The organism is Pseudoalteromonas sp. 2CM28B, assembly GCF_023161935.1.
In genome coordinates, this window is record NZ_JALNTH010000001.1 from 519,532 (window position 1) to 534,943 (window position 15,412).

Consider the following 15,412-nt stretch of genomic DNA (forward strand, 5'->3'; position numbering starts at 1 on the left):
CATGTGGGAAATCTATTCCATCGGGGATTCGGCTTTTTTAGAGCAGGTCCTGAACGCTGTCGCGATGATCACTGGTACAGGCGACTTTACTTCAATGGTTCGCATTGGCTTGCTCATTGGGGTATTGATGGTCTCTGTTCAGGCCTTAATGCAAGGCGGTCGTGGGATTAACTTTCAACACGTTTTAGTCTCATGGCTCGTCTTTGCAACCATGTTTGGACCCAGTACCCGAGTGAGCATTGAGGATGCGTACACGGGACAAGTTCGAGTGGTTGATAATGTGCCCATCGGTGTTGCTGCCGCAGGCAGTACGATTTCAACTGTTGGCTTTCAAATCACGCGATTGTTTGAAACGGCGTTCTCAACTCCCGCCATGACGGAATACGGCTTTGCATCCAGTTTACAGTCACTGATTATAGTGAGAAAACAGGTGATGGATCGCTCTGGGTTGGGTGATGCAAATCGTGTCGGCGGCTCGGATATCGAGCAATCGTGGTTTAACTACATTAAAGAGTGCACCTTGATTGGTATCGACATTGGCCAAAAGAACCTCGATCAGGTGCTGAGTGATCCTAACCCGATGACTGCGATTAGGTTTGATTCGCGCATTTATGGCACGCGCATCATGCTCAGTGGTAGCAGTAGCGATCTGGACTGCACCGATGCCTATAGCCAACTGAAACTCATGACAGAATCAACCTTCATTCCGAGGCTTAAACAGGTTCTGTCAGCCTCATTGGGGACTTCGTCAGCCACTGACACTGATGACGTGATCCGAAATGCACTGAATAACCTTGGTTTGGCTTCGGTTAACACCCAAGAGTACATGACCGCGTCAGTGCTTTTGCCTATTTATGAGCAAAGCGTGACGGGCAAGTATATGGATGATCAAGCTTTCACCGCCGCCGTTATGGTTAACCAAGCGATTGAACAGCGCAATACACAATGGGCGGCGGAGCAGACTCTTTTCCAAAGTATCGTTCGTCCGATGATGACGTTTTTTGAGGGTTTCATTTACGCCATCACCCCTTTGATGGCCTTTGTGATAGCCCTTGGCCAAATCGGGATGCGAATGGCTGGGAAGTACTTGTTAATCCTGCTTTGGATTCAACTTTGGATGCCTGTCATGGCCATCATTAACCTGTATATTCATTTAACCGTTGCAGGGAAAATGTCGGCTCTTGATGCCTTTGCAGGTACAGAAGTGCCATCTTTTGCTGGGATGATGCAGATGGATTCAGTGCTGCAAACCTGGATAGCTACTGGCGGCATGTTGGCGTCGAGTGTTCCGGCGATTTCGCTCATGCTCGTGTATGGCTCAGCAATAACCGCTACCCACTTGGCTGGACGTCTTCAAAACGGCGATGCCATTGATGAAAAGATGGCAAGTCCAGATGTCGCGAAAAATGCCCCGGTGATGCAATCACAGTCAATGTTCCAAAATTCAGCCCTCACTGGTTCTGCTATGACCGGCGCGTCAAACCTACTAAGCAGTTTCTCTGTTGGAAACGCAGTGGGTTCAATGGTCGGCTCTACAAAAGAATCCATGACTCAGGCAACTCAAGCCTTTAGCCGTCAGGTTGGCAATACCATGAGTCGAACCTTTGGTGAAAAGCTAAGTTACGACAACCTTTCTTCGGTTGGACGTCAGATCGGTTCTTCTAATTCCGCATCTAGCGCCGTTGTTAATCAGGTCACTGATGACCTGCAAACACGGTATGGTTTCGGAGACGATAAAAAAGACGCTGTACGTGGCTTGGTATCTGGCGTGTTATCGGGAGGCCTAAGGGTCGGTGGAGATGGAACCATTACAAATACCGATGATAAAGAAGTAGCAGATAAAGGGTTCTTGGGAAGATTACTTGGTACAGGGGGGAATGACTCCCGACAAGGTAACTTGCCTGGAGTCGATAAGCCCGAATCCTCAAGAGTGCCAAAAATATCACGGTTACGAGCAGGCTTGGATTTAGGTGGAAACTTTAGTGGCCAAGTTGAGTCGTCAGAAGGCAGTTCTCGGTCTACGACCGCAAATACGCTCACTGGGGAGATGCAAAGCTTGGCATCGAGTGATTCACGACGTGCTGAGTTTCGCGATGCCATGGTTAAGGACCTTTCAGATTCAAGACGTTCTGGCGTTGAAATGTCGTTGTCTAACCAAGACTATCAGTCACTTCAGAGTTCAGCACAAGACGTTATCACGGCATCAAACCGCTTTAGTGAGCTTGATCAGGCCAGCTACAGTCTATCAGGACAAAGGAACACGGATGGTGCGACGTTAACTCGATTAGCAGCGGATAATCCTGAAGTCATGGATTATTTAGGTCGCTATATGAACCAGCATGTTGAAGCAGGTAACCGATTACGTGAAAACCTTCCAATGTATCAGCGCTTGCTACCTGATGATAATCAGGCGTATGTGGCCGCAGCTATGGAGTCTTTAACCTATAGCAACTCATCGACGCCCGCTGAACGAGACAATGATTATCAAGCAGCAATGACTGTTATGGCCATGGCTACCGGAGCCGATTTACGATCAATTCAACCGCGCTCTAATGAAGGCTTGTCATCAGCTGCACCTACTTTTGGTGGCACTCAAAGCCAAGTGGAATCGGGTGTATTGGGCGGCTACGAGGATGCTGCAACTGTTCAAACTCAGTTCAACGCAGCTCAATCAGCTTACCAAACTAATTTGTCTGGTGTTGATGGACAACTAAATGCGCATCAACAACAAGCCCAACAGGCCGTAGTTTCTGACACAAGTACCTATCAATCTGGACTAAACAGTGAAGCTGGGTCTCAGTGGCGAGCACGCATTATGGCTGATGATAGCGGAGTTTCTGGTGCTGAAATGTTCTTCAACAGCGCCAGTGCTATTGGTGATTTCAGTGGCAAGCATACTGATGCAGCACTGCATACCTTGAATCACTTTGGCGAAGACTATGAGAGTTACAAAGAACAAGCGCTTGAAGATCCTGGCTCACGAGGTTTCTTGCACAATGCAACGGTGGCCAGTAAATCAACCTGGGATGGCTTAAAAGCAGCCGTTGACGCCGGAACCTCTTTGGAAAACCCATTGACGGCGTTTAATGATGCATACAGTGGATCGAGTTCGCAGTATGCCTCCGAAGTAAACTGGGGTACTAAGTCTGAAGCCATGTTGGCTGGGGCATTCGGTGCGGCAGTTAACAATCGATATGGTGAGTTCTTAGAACAGTATGCCGGTGATTTTAAACAGGAAGCATACAGCGAAGGGCAGAGAATGGGATTGACCCCGATTCAAAGTCAAGTGTTCGCTCAAGCTTTCAATGAAGGTTTGGCGGGGCGCGTATTCAACTCTGAAGACTCATCGAGTTGGTCGCCTGAAATGCTTGGCCTAAGGGAGCAAATGCTAAATGAGTATCGTCAAAAGGATGAGAGTGGCGCTTACATCTCTGACAGTGTGTCTGAAGAAGATAAAGCATTTGTGGATAAGCAGATAGCGGTGATCTCAAATGCATCCCTTGCGGGAGATTATGCTCAGAACAACTTGATTGATATTAGGGCCTATAACCAGGCATCAGGAAGGAACTAGAAATAGAAGGTAGCCAGCGTGATAGGCTGGCTACTTTTTTGGTTTTTTGGGGAGAATAGATGAGCGACCATCTGCAAATTCGTTTACCCAGTACCAATATTTTTTTTCGCTCAGGCTTAGTTCTCGACCGGTATCTTTCAGTTGCCTTTGAAACAAACGGATTAGACCGCTTAAGCCTAAGAAAGCTAAGCCGACACAGAAAATTGTCCAACTCGCTTGCCAATATGCGATTGCTAAAAACATAGTGGTGATGGCTATAAGGCCGATGGGGTTGCAGGTCGCTTTGAATCCCAAGTAGCTGAGAAAAACGACGGTGCAGAACAGAAATGGCAGAGCCGCTAACTTGGCAGATGCCGTTAATATTTCTGATGGAAAAAAATGAGCCGCAGCCAAAGTCGCCAGAAAAAGCCCCAGTGATATAACCCAGCAGCGTGCTGGTAAAGATTTAAGTAAGTTTGTCATCTTAGTACTCTCAAAGTGCACGGGCGGTGCACAATCAAATCATGTATCAGCATGTTAGTTCTCAAAAAGTGCTCTAGTGGTTTGCTCGGCCATAATTTCGCACACAGGACATTTAAGCTGAATGCGCTGTTGAGATACCGTCAAATACAGACTACCGCATCGACACCGGTGTAAGGATGCAAGCTGTGATCTTAAATCACGAGCTAGAACCCAACCTTCATTGATGGTTAGTTTTTTCCAGGGGATCTCAGCTGGAAGATCTGCTTCTTTTCTTGCAACCAAGTACGCATCGTAAGCCTTCATCAAAGCATCAATATTTAATTGCTTGTAGACATTGTCACCACCAATATTGACATAAAGCGCCATCAGCAGGGAGCCTTCAACCAAGGCTCTTCTACTTTTAACGATGGCATCAGATTCTGGCAATTGACCAGGACAAGGTGACTTGCCAGTCACTTCTTTGTGGAGCCTTCTGATAATGTGGATTGGCAAACCTGTATCGAGCGCGATAATGGTTGTTCGAAATCCGTATTTAATAAGCAGCGAGGCTCGGGTAAACAGCTCACTTTTGGACAGGTTATCAATCATGCATCCCCCTTGTTGTTTAAGGTTGATAATAAATAAGCGATTCTTGGGATACCTGTGCCTTTGCTCTTCACCATCTCAATCAGTTGGCTCTGGTTTCCCCTTGGTTGAAACAGCATGAATGATGAGGTCGCCACTCGTTGCAGGTCGTCAACACCAGCATTAATCAGTGCATCAACCACATCGCGTGTAAGTCCAAAGCGCAAGACAGCCTCTTGCGGATCAATTCGCGCTAATTCTCGTGCTGCGTGTAGGTACGCCAAATTTAATTGATAGAAGTCTTGTTGATTGGTTGTCATTGACGGACCTCCAGTTCATGTAAAATATTGCGATAAATAGAAAGCACTCTTTGCCCATACCAGCGTGCACGCTCTTCGTTCCAACTGTGATAGCGGCCTATGCCAAGCTCTAAATCGTTTGGTGAAGACTTGATTGCTTCGGCCAAAATACTGGAGCCGACAGTAAGGTTGGTGATGGGGTCTAGCAGTTCAGCTGCTGAGCTCACTCGATGCCCATGCCAATGCAAATTGATTTGCATAAGGCCAATATCGAGCTGGTATTTTTCACTCTCTTGAAGTGCCTGGTTTAACAGTTGCTCCGCTTCTGTCTTAGATTTGGCGTAGGTTGCGTTTGAACCATTGCGAATTGCGTATGGCCATGGACTGGTCATGTTAAGACCTCGATGTGAGGCTGACTCAGCCAAGGCAACGGCGTAGAGCATGACTGGATCAATACCAACACTTTGTGCTGCTTTTTCCCACTGATAGCCCGGAAACGCATAGACTGAAGTGCTTGCGGACATGGCTATCACTAGGGCAACGGTTTTTGCTTTAATCGTTTTCATTTTTGTCCTCTAATTGATTTCCGAGAAGCGCCTGAATGGCTTTCGGGCTTATTCTTTTCAAAGGCACTGCGCTAAAATTGGCGATGCCTCTCGTGTAAACTTGTGCCGCTTTTGACCAGTCACCCACGGCAACAGGCGCTTGCATATCAAATCCTTTTTGCTGGTTCTGATGGTCTGCAATACCCTGTAATAGCCTTGGGTATTCACCCACTTCGTCCCGCAGCAAGTAAGCCTGGTAGCGTGTTAAAAACTCTTTTTGCTTAAAGGGGTATTCCCTGTCATCAACTTTGCAGAGTTCAACCCATCCCCCCATGTCTGAAATCACGCGGTGGATAAGTGCATCGTCAAACATCACGGATGTCCAAGCACCAACCTGACGAACAGCCTTGTCAACTTTGTTCCAAGCAACCATGGCTCTTGAACCCGAGTTGCCATCGATATGCTTGATGACGTCAGCGGGCTTTGGAAAAAATTGCCCAGTATCCGGTGATTGAATATGCCGAGTCAGACCGATTCGCACTTCTTCAATGCTATAAGCACGAAGGGCTTCAAATGCGATGGATAGCAATTGCGGTGATACGCTTTTGCCATACATGGCCCAAGCTGCTCCCCAAACTTCAGCAAACTCGCGTTTATCAACCTCCTGCACTTGAACGAACCTCCCGAATACCTGGTCCGGCCCAGCTTTCAGCGATGCGACGATTGCTTTCTTCAATATTCAATTGGTGATTGCTGCCCTTTAGGCTCGTCGATGATTGCTGTACTTCATCAATGCGAACGTACTCGTCTTCCCATTGCCGGTTTAAAAGCCAGTTATGTGGCATAGGGGTCTTAGTCCGATCTTGATACTGCAATCGGTTGTCTCGTTGCTCTTTCCAGCGTGTTAGCACTTCCAAGGCGAGTTCATGGTCTTCATTGAGGCCCATGCGTAGCCATTCTTCTTTGGCTTTAGCTTTTTTTTCTTTGCGTATTTGTACATCCCAGAAGTCTTCAAACTGTATGTGATAAACAGTTTTAACTGTTGGTTTATTGCTTCTCTCAGAGTCATCCGACCGTTGAGAGTCCCTTACCGGGTTGCCAACAGGCATAAACAATGATGAAAATTCTTCTGGAAGCCGAGCTTGAAAAGCGGCAAGAGATTTCAAAAGCGATGCCATACCAACGAAGTCGGCAGGTACATCTTTAAGCAACCGAAAGGCTGCCTTACCTTGGTTTGGGTTTTCGATTGGGTTGTGCTTCAGAAAGCTTCGAATCAAAGTCCAACCAGATTCCTCGCAACGAATCAGGAACTGATCTTGTTCTAACTCACTTAACGCCTTGGCAACCTGTTGCTCATCCCAGTTCAAGTCAGAAGCAACGTAACCAATCGGCAGTCGAAAGCAGCCAAGCAAATTACAATGCGGGCATGTAAGCAAATACAGTCCTAGCAACTTCGCTGAGTCACTCCAGGACAAAACACTTTGCTTTAGCCAAAAGCGGGTATAGACCTTGCCATAATCACGCATGGAGGTACTCGCTTTTGTGTTTACGTAAAATGCTGACCATTACTTGCCCTTAATCCTACTGGTTACTGGCTTTCAGCTCGCTTGGGCATTCGGGGTAGATGTCCGGTCTTAACTGAGATCGGGTTACCTGTCCTTGCGTAGCTTGTTCGATGGGTAAAACGAATTCAGCGGGAACACGCCCTGATTTATTCAACCAAAACCAGACGTTTTGCTGTTTTGAGTTGATGGCTCGTGCTAATGCTGATTGCCCGCCGACCAAGTCAATGGCACGGCGGAGATGTTTTTGTGTCGTGTTGAACACTTCCATACCGTCTCCTGTTACAATAATAACTGTTACAAGATTGAATGTTACAGTTTAAACTGTAGGTAAGTCAACAGTTAAAATTGTTGAAAGGCTACAGTTTTATTTGTAGAATACGGGCTTATGAAAACTTTATCCGAACGACTAAACCATGCCTTGCAGCTTACTGGGGTGACTCAGTCTGAGTTGGCTCGTCGCATTGGTATCAAACAGCAGTCGATCAGCCAGATTTGCTCTGGTAAATCGGCTAGGTCTCGTTACACCATGCAGATCGCGGAGGCGCTTCGCGTGAATGCTCATTGGCTCGCCACAGGTGATGGCGAGATTGGCTTGGGGGTCGGTAATGTAGAAGTAGGGCCTGACATTAAAGGGAGTATTCCTCTTATTAATTGGGTTCAGGCTGGGGATTGGACTGAAATAGCGGAGGGATTTGCCTTTGAAGATGCAGAGGAGTGGCGTGAAGTCACTGGGAAAGCACATGAAGGTTGTTTCGCGCTTCGCGTAAAAGGCGACAGTATGGAAAATCCAAGCGGCAAAAAATCAATACCAGAAGGTGCTGTTATAGTTGTAGATCCTGATGCTCCTTACTCATCTGGTTCATTGGTTGTAGCGCGGCTTGATGATTCAAGAGAAGCAACCTTTAAACAATTAGTCTTGGATGGTGAGCAAAAATATTTGAAGCCTCTCAATCCACAATATCCAGCAATACCGATCAACGGCAATTGCTCAATTATTGGCGTTGTTAAACAAGCTATCATCGATTTTTGGTAGCGAAGGAATTTGTGGTTTAGCCACAGTTGTTCATGAGCTGAAGAAGCAACGATTGCAAACAGCTACAACTGAGCATTGGCGCACGCTGAGAGTAAATGGTAACCGATTAGATAACCATTGATTGTTTATAAAGTCAAGATCAGCGAAAATAGCGACCAATTACGATTAACACGACGGATTTGACAAGCGAAGAACTGAAAAGAGAGTACTTCCAAAAGTGTGTACAAATCCGTGTACAAACTAAAAGAATTTATACATGGCAAACCAAGATTTTCTCAATGAAATCAATAAGCGAAGGACCTTTGCTATCATCTCGCACCCGGATGCTGGTAAAACCACCATCACCGAAAAAGTACTTTTGTTCGGACAAGCGATTCAAAAAGCCGGTACTGTAAAAGGCCGTGGCTCTAATCAGCATGCAAAGTCTGACTGGATGGAAATGGAAAAAGAGCGTGGTATATCGGTTACTACCTCTGTAATGCAGTTTCCGTATAACAATGCGCTGGTTAATTTACTTGATACCCCTGGACACGAAGACTTCTCAGAAGATACTTACCGTACATTGACCGCGGTAGATTCGTGTTTAATGGTTATTGATGCCGCAAAAGGTGTAGAAGAACGTACCCGTAAGCTAATGGAAGTTACGCGCCTACGTACCACGCCTATTGTTACCTTTATGAATAAGTGTGACCGTGATATTCGTGACCCAATGGAACTACTTGATGAAGTAGAAACAGAGCTAAATATTGCCTGTGCGCCTATTACCTGGCCAATTGGTTGTGGTAAAGAGTTTAAAGGTGTTTATCACATTCATAACGACGAAGCGGTTTTATACAAAACAGGCCAAGGTCATACTATTCAAGAAGTTCGCACTGTAAAAGGCCTAGATAACCCAGAGCTTGATACCGCCATTGGTGAAGAACTCGCTGAGCAATTACGTGAAGAGCTAGAGCTGGTAATTGGTGCCTCAAATGAGTTTGATCTTGAATTGTTTTTAGCGGGTGAGCTTTCACCGGTGTACTTTGGTACAGCCCTTGGTAACTTTGGTGTAGACCATGTACTTGATGGTTTAACGCAATGGGCACCAACGCCATTACCGCGCGAAACAGATGACCGCCAAGTAATCGCAACAGAAGAAAACTTTACTGGCTTTGTGTTTAAAATTCAGGCCAACATGGACCCTAAACACCGTGACCGCATTGCCTTTATGCGTATTGTGTCGGGCAAATACAGCCAAGGCATGAAAATGAACCACGTACGCCTTGGTAAGCAAATTAGTATTTCTGATGCGGTAACCTTTATGGCGGGCGATCGTGAGCGTGCAGCAGATGCATATGCGGGCGATATTATTGGTTTGCATAACCACGGTACCATTCAAATTGGTGATACCTTTACGCAAGGCGAAAAGCTTAAATTTAGCGGTATTCCTAACTTTGCGCCTGAGCTATTTCGTCGTATTCGTTTGCGCGATCCGCTTAAGCAAAAGCAGTTATTAAAAGGCTTAGTACAACTTTCTGAAGAAGGTGCTGTACAGGTATTTAGACCGCTTACTAACAACGATTTAATTGTAGGCGCGGTAGGTGTACTACAGTTTGACGTAGTTGTAGCGCGCTTAAAAGCTGAGTACAACGTAGATGCAATTTACGAAGGCGTAAATGTAAATACGGCACGTTGGGTAAGCAGCGACGATGTTAAAAAGTTTGAAGAGTTTAAACGTAAGTGCGAAAGCAACTTAGCACTCGATGGTGGCGATAACTTAACTTACATAGCACCGAGCCGTGTAAACCTTAACTTATCGGTAGAGCGTTACCCAGAAGTAACCTTTAACCATACGCGCGAAAACTAGAATCGACTGACTAAAGTTAACTGAAAGCCTGCTATGGCGGGCTTACAAAGGTAAATAATATAATGAACATTCGTACTATTTTAGTAGAAAAAGCCATTGCCGCCATGACCGCAGCAGGCCTACCAGAAGACACAAACCCAGCTGTTACACAAAGCACACGCCCACAGTTTGGTGATTACCAAATTAATGGTGCAATGGGCGCCGCTAAAAAAATGAAAAGCAACCCACGTGAGCTTGCGCAAAAAATTATTGATAACCTAGATGTAACCGACATCGCTGAAAAAACAGAAATTGCCGGCCCAGGTTTTATTAATATTCATTTAAAGCCTGAGTTTTTAGCCAACAGTGTAAAAGCAGCAAACAGCGATGCAAAACTGGCTGTAAACGAGCACGCAAACCCGCAAACTGTCGTGGTAGATTACTCATCACCTAACCTTGCAAAAGAAATGCACGTAGGCCATTTGCGTTCAACCATTATTGGTGATGCCATTGTACGTGCGCTTGAATTTAGAGGCGACAAAGTCATTCGTCAAAACCACATGGGCGATTGGGGCACACAATTTGGTATGCTAATTGCGCATTTAGAAGATCAAATTAGCCAAGGCGTAGACTTAGAGTCGGTAGCGCTTGCTGATTTAGAAACGTTTTACCGCGATGCTAAAAAGCGCTTTGACGATGAAGAAGGCTTTGCCGATAAAGCCCGTGACTATGTAGTTAAACTACAAGGCGGCGACGCGCACTGTGAAAAGCTATGGAAGCTATTTATAGCGACCTCTGTTAAGCACTCTGAAGAAGTTTACAAACGTCTAAACGTAACGCTTACCCAAGACGATATTATGGCTGAAAGTGCTTACAACAGTGAGCTTAACGATATTATTAGCCTATTAAAAGATAAAAACATAGCGGTAGAGTCGCAAGGCGCACAAGTGGTCTTTTTAGATGAACTTGCCAATAAAGATGGTGAGCCATCGGCGTTTATCGTGCAAAAATCTGGCGGCGGCTTTTTATATGCAACCACCGATTTAGCCGCGTGTAACTACCGCTCAAATACCTTAGGCGCTGAGCGTATTTTAATATTTGTTGATGCGCGCCAAAGCCTTCACTTTAATCAGGTGGAGCTTACCGCACGTAAAGCAGGCCTTTTACGCGATGAAACGAGCTACGAGTTTTGCCCGTTTGGCACCATGATGGGCGCCGATGGTAAACCATTTAAAACCCGTACAGGTGGTACAGTAAAACTTGCTGATTTACTTGAAGAATCAATTAGTCGTGCAGCAACAAAGCTTGCTGAGCGTGAATCTGATTTATCAGATCATGATCGCAGCGAAATTGCGCGTAAAGTAGGTATTGGCGCTGTTAAATACGCTGATCTTTCTAAGCATCGTACCAGTGATTACATATTCAACTGGGACACCATGTTAAGCTTTGAAGGCGCAACAGCACCTTACTTACAATATGCTTATACCCGTGTGCGCAGTATTTTCCGTAAATCAGGTGTCGACGCCGCTACGCTAAATGCAGATGTAGCCATAGCCGAGCCGCAAGAAAAAGCACTCGCACTTAAACTGCTACAGCTTGAAGAAGTCCTTGATTTAATGATCTCTGAGGCTACTCCGCACGTACTATGTAGCTACTTATACGAGCTAGCTAGCCTATACATGACATTCTATGAAGCCTGCCCAGTACTAAAAGAAGGCGTAGAGCCAAACGTACGTGACAGCCGTTTAGTGTTATGTAATTTAGTGGCAGATACACTAAAAACAGGATTGGATTTGTTAGGCATTGAAGTCATGGAGCAAATGTAATCACCGTCGTATTTTAACCTAATACTGCGTTATCCACCCCAACTTACCCTAATCACATACAAATCGTATGCTCATAGGGATAAGTAGGAGGTGGATGCCTTGTCTTAGGCTAAACTACATAGGTGAACCTTCTGCTGCGTGTAGTTCGCTTTGACTGCGTTGTCGTGCTTTTTTAGCCTAAGTCACATACAAACCGTATGCTCCTTGGCATAAAAAAGCACTTCGCCTTGTCAGCACCGTAGGTTGGGTTGAGTGAAACGAAACCCAACATTAACCAAGCACTAACCCAAAATATAAAATTGTTCTTATTACTGATTACTATTAATTGCCTGACCTTACTTACCCACATACGCTTTAATAAACAGAGAAGGATTTGTTTATGAAACTCGAAGACATCCGCCGTGAATACCTGCAAGACGCGCTAAGCGAAGATAACTTGCAAGATGATCCATTCAAACAATTTGAAACGTGGCTTGAGCATGCTGTGGGCAGTAATATCCCAGACCCAACGGCCATGGTTGTGGCAACGGTTGATGAAACCGGGCAACCTTCACAGCGTATTGTATTGCTAAAACATTTAGATGATAACGGGTTTGTATTTTTTACTAATACCGGCTCACGTAAAGCGCAAGAGCTAAAAGGCAATAACAAAATATCGCTGCATTTTCCGTGGCATCATATGGAGCGCCAAGTGATTGTATACGGCGAGGCAAAACCATTACCGACGGCTGCAGTCGCTAAATATTTTTTATCGCGCCCTAAAGAAAGCCAATTAGCAGCATGGGCCTCAGCGCAAAGCAGGCCGGTCTCATCGCGCAAAGTGCTTATGGAAACCTTTGCTAATATGAAGAGTAAATTTGCTAATGGTGAAATTCCACTTCCTGACTTTTGGGGCGGTTACTGCGTAATCCCTTCTAAAATTGAGTTTTGGCAAGGTGGCGCACATCGTTTACACGACCGCTTTATCTATCAGCGCCAAACCGATAATAGCTGGCAAATAACGCGTTTAAACCCTTAACCGGTTTACGCTGTGAAGTTTATAGACTCCCACTGCCACCTCGATTTTACTGAGTTTGACGCAAACCGCGAAGCACTCATAAAAGAGTGTATGGCTAAAGGTGTTGAGCGCTTTGTTGTGCCAGGTATTAGCTTGGCGCAATCTCAGCAGCTAATTGAATTTAAAGCTAAATACCCACAAGTACATATTGCCGCAGGGCTTCACCCTTACTTTTTAAATGAGCATAAAGATGCTCACTTAGCGCAGTTATTCGATTTTGCAAAAACCAATAAAAAACAGCTGGTGGCAATAGGGGAGTGCGGGCTTGATAGAAGTATTGATGACCTTGAAAAACAAACCAGCCTATTTGAGCAACATATTACCCTTGCTAACGAGCTCAAGCTGCCGCTTATTGTGCATCACAGGCAAAGCCATGATTTAATTGCGCATGCGTTTAAGCGCTGCAAGCCAAAATATGGCGGGGTGATACATGCATACTCAGGCTCCATGCAACAAGCACAGTATTATATTAAACAGGGCTTTAAATTAGGTGTAGGTGGCGTTATTACTTATGAACGAGCAGCTAAAACCCGTGATGTAATTGCTCAAATAGAACCGCAGCATTTAGTGCTTGAGACGGACGCACCCTCAATGCCATTAAGTGGCCATCAGGGAGAAATTAACACCCCTGCGCATATTCCTACTGTATTTGAAGTTTTATGCAGCTTAAAGCCAAATAGTAATAAAGCCGAACTTGCTCAGCAGCTTTACGATTCTTGCTCTGAGGTTTTTTGCATATAGCGATTTACCTGCCAACGTTTTAGGCCTCGCCCTAGCTGCCATGTAAAAATACAGGCTATTACTAGCATTAATAAAACTTGCCTGCCTAAATCATGAAAATGATTGTGGCTGTCAGATATTGCCGCGCGGGTTAAATAAGTAATAGATACAAAGCCTAAAGGCTTATCTATGTCGCTTACAACAGGCTCAACAAATGGGGTTTTTAGTTTACTAATCCCTGGGGTAGACTCTGGCAATTGGCCAAATATGTGGTGCGATTGCCAGTGATCGCTGCTGGCTATAAGTACGCCTTGCTGATCGTAAATTGTGGCTGAAAGTACAAACTCGTCTTTGCTTATATCATTACACAAAGCTCTAAGCTGTGGCTTATTTTTAGCAAGCAATGGCTCTTTAGCATTAAGTGCCATAAATGAGGTTAAGCTTTTGGCAGTATTATCGGCACTATTATAAAGTAGTTGGTGGCTTTCAAAGCTACTGTTAACACCTACAAAACTCAGTAATACAAAACAGCCCGCAGCCAATAACAAGCGAACGATTCGCTTTCTTTGTGATGCAGACAAAGGGCTTTTTATATGGTTATTTTTCATAGTCACCGTATATGCTACTGACAGCATTTTGATTTGATGTTACAACTACGCTAACTATAACCTTAAATCTACCCCGATGGCGAATTTAGCGTTATGAATACCCTAATTGATACGCCAAATTAGAAAAATAAATAACAAACACGGAGAACCCATGTCGCAAATGAACATGGCACAGCCAGCTGCTGAGCAAGCATTACATTCTTTAACGCTAAACACATGGTTTGATTACAAAGAAGGGAGTTTTACTCCTGCTCAAACAATACCAGATAAAACCGTTGGGTTATTTAGTATTGCGTTTGCGGGCGATTTCGAACTAAAGCATGTAACGAGCATTATCGACTTTCTAAAAACGCACGCGCTTAAAGTAACCGCTGTATGTCAATATCAGCCCGACTTAGGGTTAGCCCCAGCTCTGTGTTTTTATAGCCCAGAGGCGGAGCAAAAAATTAACCCGCTTGCGCTAAGAGAGTTTGCAAACACGCTTGATTTTCAGCTAGTGCAAGTTACAACGCCACCCAACCTATATGAGCCAGGGCTGCTGGTTATGGATATGGACTCTACCGCCATCACCATAGAGTGTATTGATGAAATTGCACGTTTAGCAGATGTATATGACGATGTGGCTTCTGTGACCGCGCTTGCAATGGCGGGCAAACTAGATTTTAGCGAAAGTTTAAATCAGCGTGTAGCAAAGTTAGCCGGCATAGAGCAAAGCTTAATTGAAGATTTAAAAAGCACCTTACCATTAATGCCAGGTATTAAAGCGTTATGCCAAATATTAAAGCAGCATAATTGGTATCTTGCTATAGCATCAGGCGGGTTTGTGCCCTTTGCCGAGCGTGTGCAGCAGCTGATTAATTTAGATGAAGTACATGCTAATGTGCTTGAATTTGCAAACAATAAACTCACAGGAAAAGTCTCTGGTGCCATTGTTGATGCGCAGCAAAAAGCGGTTGTTTTAGAAACACTGCAGCAAAAGCTGGGCTTAGCAAATACGCAAACGGTAGCCATTGGCGATGGTGCAAATGATTTGCTAATGATGGAAAAAGCAGGGTTAGGTGTTGCCGTACATGGTAAACCAAAAGTGGTGGAGCAAGCTCAAGCGGCTATATGTCAGGGCTCGTTACTGCAATTGTTGTATATGTTGGCTATTCCCTTAAATAAGTAACCTGAGAATATCCACCAAGATAAGTTATACCAATCGGGTTAAGTTATTTAGATATTTATAGCGACAGATAAATAGCGTGATAACAAGGCATAAATTTCGACATGTAGTTGTTCTATTTGAGAAGTTTATAACGCCGCTAACGCTTTATTTAGCACGCTATAAACTTTTA

15 protein-coding genes are annotated in these 15,412 nt (G+C 44.9%); 7 read left to right on the forward strand and 8 right to left on the reverse strand.

Translation table 11 applies throughout. The features are described 5' to 3' along the window. Position 1 precedes the first annotated feature (1 nt). On the forward strand, positions 2 to 3,571 hold the full coding sequence (locus MTN96_RS02365; protein ID WP_248530638.1) for a conjugal transfer protein TraG N-terminal domain-containing protein: 3,570 nt from the start codon (positions 2 to 4) through the stop codon (positions 3,569 to 3,571). Positions 3,572 to 3,601: 30 nt separating this feature from the next. On the opposite strand, the gene eexR is transcribed toward MTN96_RS02365, so the two are convergent. The 7 genes from eexR to MTN96_RS02400 are packed head-to-tail and all read right to left on the reverse strand — an operon-like array spanning position 3,602 to position 7,274. Next, positions 3,602 to 4,033 (reverse strand): entry exclusion protein EexR, encoded by a 432-nt coding sequence (gene eexR, locus MTN96_RS02370; protein WP_248530639.1) that lies wholly within the window; start codon positions 4,031 to 4,033, stop codon positions 3,602 to 3,604. A 54-nt stretch (positions 4,034 to 4,087) separates the two neighbouring features. After that, positions 4,088 to 4,621, reverse strand: a complete 534-nt coding sequence (locus MTN96_RS02375) for a FlhC family transcriptional regulator (RefSeq protein WP_000566755.1) — start codon at positions 4,619 to 4,621, stop codon at positions 4,088 to 4,090. After that, positions 4,618 to 4,917, reverse strand: a complete 300-nt coding sequence (locus tag MTN96_RS02380; protein ID WP_000210563.1) for a flagellar transcriptional regulator FlhD — start codon at positions 4,915 to 4,917, stop codon at positions 4,618 to 4,620. Before MTN96_RS02380 ends, MTN96_RS02375 begins: the two co-directional genes overlap by 4 nt. After that, positions 4,914 to 5,462 carry a lytic transglycosylase domain-containing protein gene (locus tag MTN96_RS02385; protein WP_000848909.1) on the reverse strand — a complete coding sequence of 183 codons (549 nt, stop codon included), beginning with the start codon at positions 5,460 to 5,462 and terminating at the stop codon, positions 4,914 to 4,916. The genes MTN96_RS02380 and MTN96_RS02385 overlap by 4 nt, the downstream gene beginning before the upstream one ends. Further along, a complete protein-coding gene (locus MTN96_RS02390) occupies positions 5,449 to 6,111 on the reverse strand; it encodes a DUF6475 domain-containing protein (RefSeq protein ID WP_001158521.1) in 663 nt (220 codons plus the stop codon). Before MTN96_RS02390 ends, MTN96_RS02385 begins: the two co-directional genes overlap by 14 nt. Then, positions 6,098 to 6,967, reverse strand: coding sequence for a hypothetical protein (locus MTN96_RS02395; RefSeq protein ID WP_248530640.1), 870 nt, complete (start codon positions 6,965 to 6,967; stop codon positions 6,098 to 6,100). Before MTN96_RS02395 ends, MTN96_RS02390 begins: the two co-directional genes overlap by 14 nt. 55 nt (positions 6,968 to 7,022) lie before the next feature. Continuing rightward, entirely contained in the window at positions 7,023 to 7,274 is a 252-nt protein-coding gene (locus tag MTN96_RS02400) for a helix-turn-helix domain-containing protein (protein ID WP_000451746.1), read from the reverse strand. A 117-nt stretch (positions 7,275 to 7,391) separates the two neighbouring features. On the opposite strand from MTN96_RS02400, the gene MTN96_RS02405 reads away from it, so the two are divergent. The 5 genes from MTN96_RS02405 (at position 7,392) to MTN96_RS02425 (ending at position 13,488) form a co-directional block, all read left to right on the forward strand. Then, on the forward strand, positions 7,392 to 8,039 hold the full coding sequence (locus tag MTN96_RS02405; RefSeq protein ID WP_015066602.1) for a LexA family transcriptional regulator: 648 nt from the start codon (positions 7,392 to 7,394) through the stop codon (positions 8,037 to 8,039). Between the two features lie 256 nt (positions 8,040 to 8,295). Then, on the forward strand, positions 8,296 to 9,885 hold the full coding sequence (gene prfC, locus MTN96_RS02410; RefSeq protein ID WP_248530641.1) for a peptide chain release factor 3: 1,590 nt from the start codon (positions 8,296 to 8,298) through the stop codon (positions 9,883 to 9,885). A gap of 62 nt (positions 9,886 to 9,947) precedes the next feature. After that, positions 9,948 to 11,690, forward strand: a complete 1,743-nt coding sequence (gene argS / locus MTN96_RS02415; RefSeq protein WP_248442783.1) for an arginine--tRNA ligase — start codon at positions 9,948 to 9,950, stop codon at positions 11,688 to 11,690. Positions 11,691 to 12,069: 379 nt separating this feature from the next. Then, complete coding sequence (pdxH, locus tag MTN96_RS02420) at positions 12,070 to 12,708, forward strand: pyridoxamine 5'-phosphate oxidase (protein ID WP_248530642.1); 639 nt, start codon at positions 12,070 to 12,072, stop codon at positions 12,706 to 12,708. 12 nt (positions 12,709 to 12,720) lie between these two features. Continuing rightward, entirely contained in the window at positions 12,721 to 13,488 is a 768-nt protein-coding gene (locus MTN96_RS02425; RefSeq protein WP_248530643.1) for a TatD family hydrolase, read from the forward strand. On the opposite strand, the gene MTN96_RS02430 is transcribed toward MTN96_RS02425, so the two are convergent. Further along, positions 13,455 to 14,075, reverse strand: coding sequence for an AhpA/YtjB family protein (locus tag MTN96_RS02430; protein ID WP_004586158.1), 621 nt, complete (start codon positions 14,073 to 14,075; stop codon positions 13,455 to 13,457). The genes MTN96_RS02425 and MTN96_RS02430 overlap by 34 nt on opposite strands. 151 nt (positions 14,076 to 14,226) lie before the next feature. Between MTN96_RS02430 and serB the strand changes: the two genes are divergently transcribed. Continuing rightward, positions 14,227 to 15,243, forward strand: a complete 1,017-nt coding sequence (serB, locus tag MTN96_RS02435) for a phosphoserine phosphatase SerB (protein ID WP_248530644.1) — start codon at positions 14,227 to 14,229, stop codon at positions 15,241 to 15,243. The last annotated feature ends 169 nt before the right edge of the window (positions 15,244 to 15,412 follow it).

Excerpts from the sequence above, each read along its gene's own strand:
- MTN96_RS02365 (WP_248530638.1), top strand. The coding sequence starts at position 2 with ATGTGGGAAATCTATTCCATCGGGGATTCGGCTTTTTTAGAGCAGGTC.
- eexR (WP_248530639.1), bottom strand. The coding sequence starts at position 4,033 with ATGACAAACTTACTTAAATCTTTACCAGCACGCTGCTGGGTTATATCA.
- MTN96_RS02375 (WP_000566755.1), bottom strand. The coding sequence starts at position 4,621 with ATGATTGATAACCTGTCCAAAAGTGAGCTGTTTACCCGAGCCTCGCTG.
- MTN96_RS02380 (WP_000210563.1), bottom strand. The coding sequence starts at position 4,917 with ATGACAACCAATCAACAAGACTTCTATCAATTAAATTTGGCGTACCTA.
- MTN96_RS02385 (WP_000848909.1), bottom strand. The coding sequence starts at position 5,462 with ATGAAAACGATTAAAGCAAAAACCGTTGCCCTAGTGATAGCCATGTCC.
- MTN96_RS02395 (WP_248530640.1), bottom strand. The coding sequence starts at position 6,967 with ATGCGTGATTATGGCAAGGTCTATACCCGCTTTTGGCTAAAGCAAAGT.
- MTN96_RS02400 (WP_000451746.1), bottom strand. The coding sequence starts at position 7,274 with ATGGAAGTGTTCAACACGACACAAAAACATCTCCGCCGTGCCATTGAC.
- MTN96_RS02405 (WP_015066602.1), top strand. The coding sequence starts at position 7,392 with ATGAAAACTTTATCCGAACGACTAAACCATGCCTTGCAGCTTACTGGG.
- prfC (WP_248530641.1), top strand. The coding sequence starts at position 8,296 with ATGGCAAACCAAGATTTTCTCAATGAAATCAATAAGCGAAGGACCTTT.
- argS (WP_248442783.1), top strand. The coding sequence starts at position 9,948 with ATGAACATTCGTACTATTTTAGTAGAAAAAGCCATTGCCGCCATGACC.
- pdxH (WP_248530642.1), top strand. The coding sequence starts at position 12,070 with ATGAAACTCGAAGACATCCGCCGTGAATACCTGCAAGACGCGCTAAGC.
- MTN96_RS02430 (WP_004586158.1), bottom strand. The coding sequence starts at position 14,075 with ATGAAAAATAACCATATAAAAAGCCCTTTGTCTGCATCACAAAGAAAG.
- serB (WP_248530644.1), top strand. The coding sequence starts at position 14,227 with ATGTCGCAAATGAACATGGCACAGCCAGCTGCTGAGCAAGCATTACAT.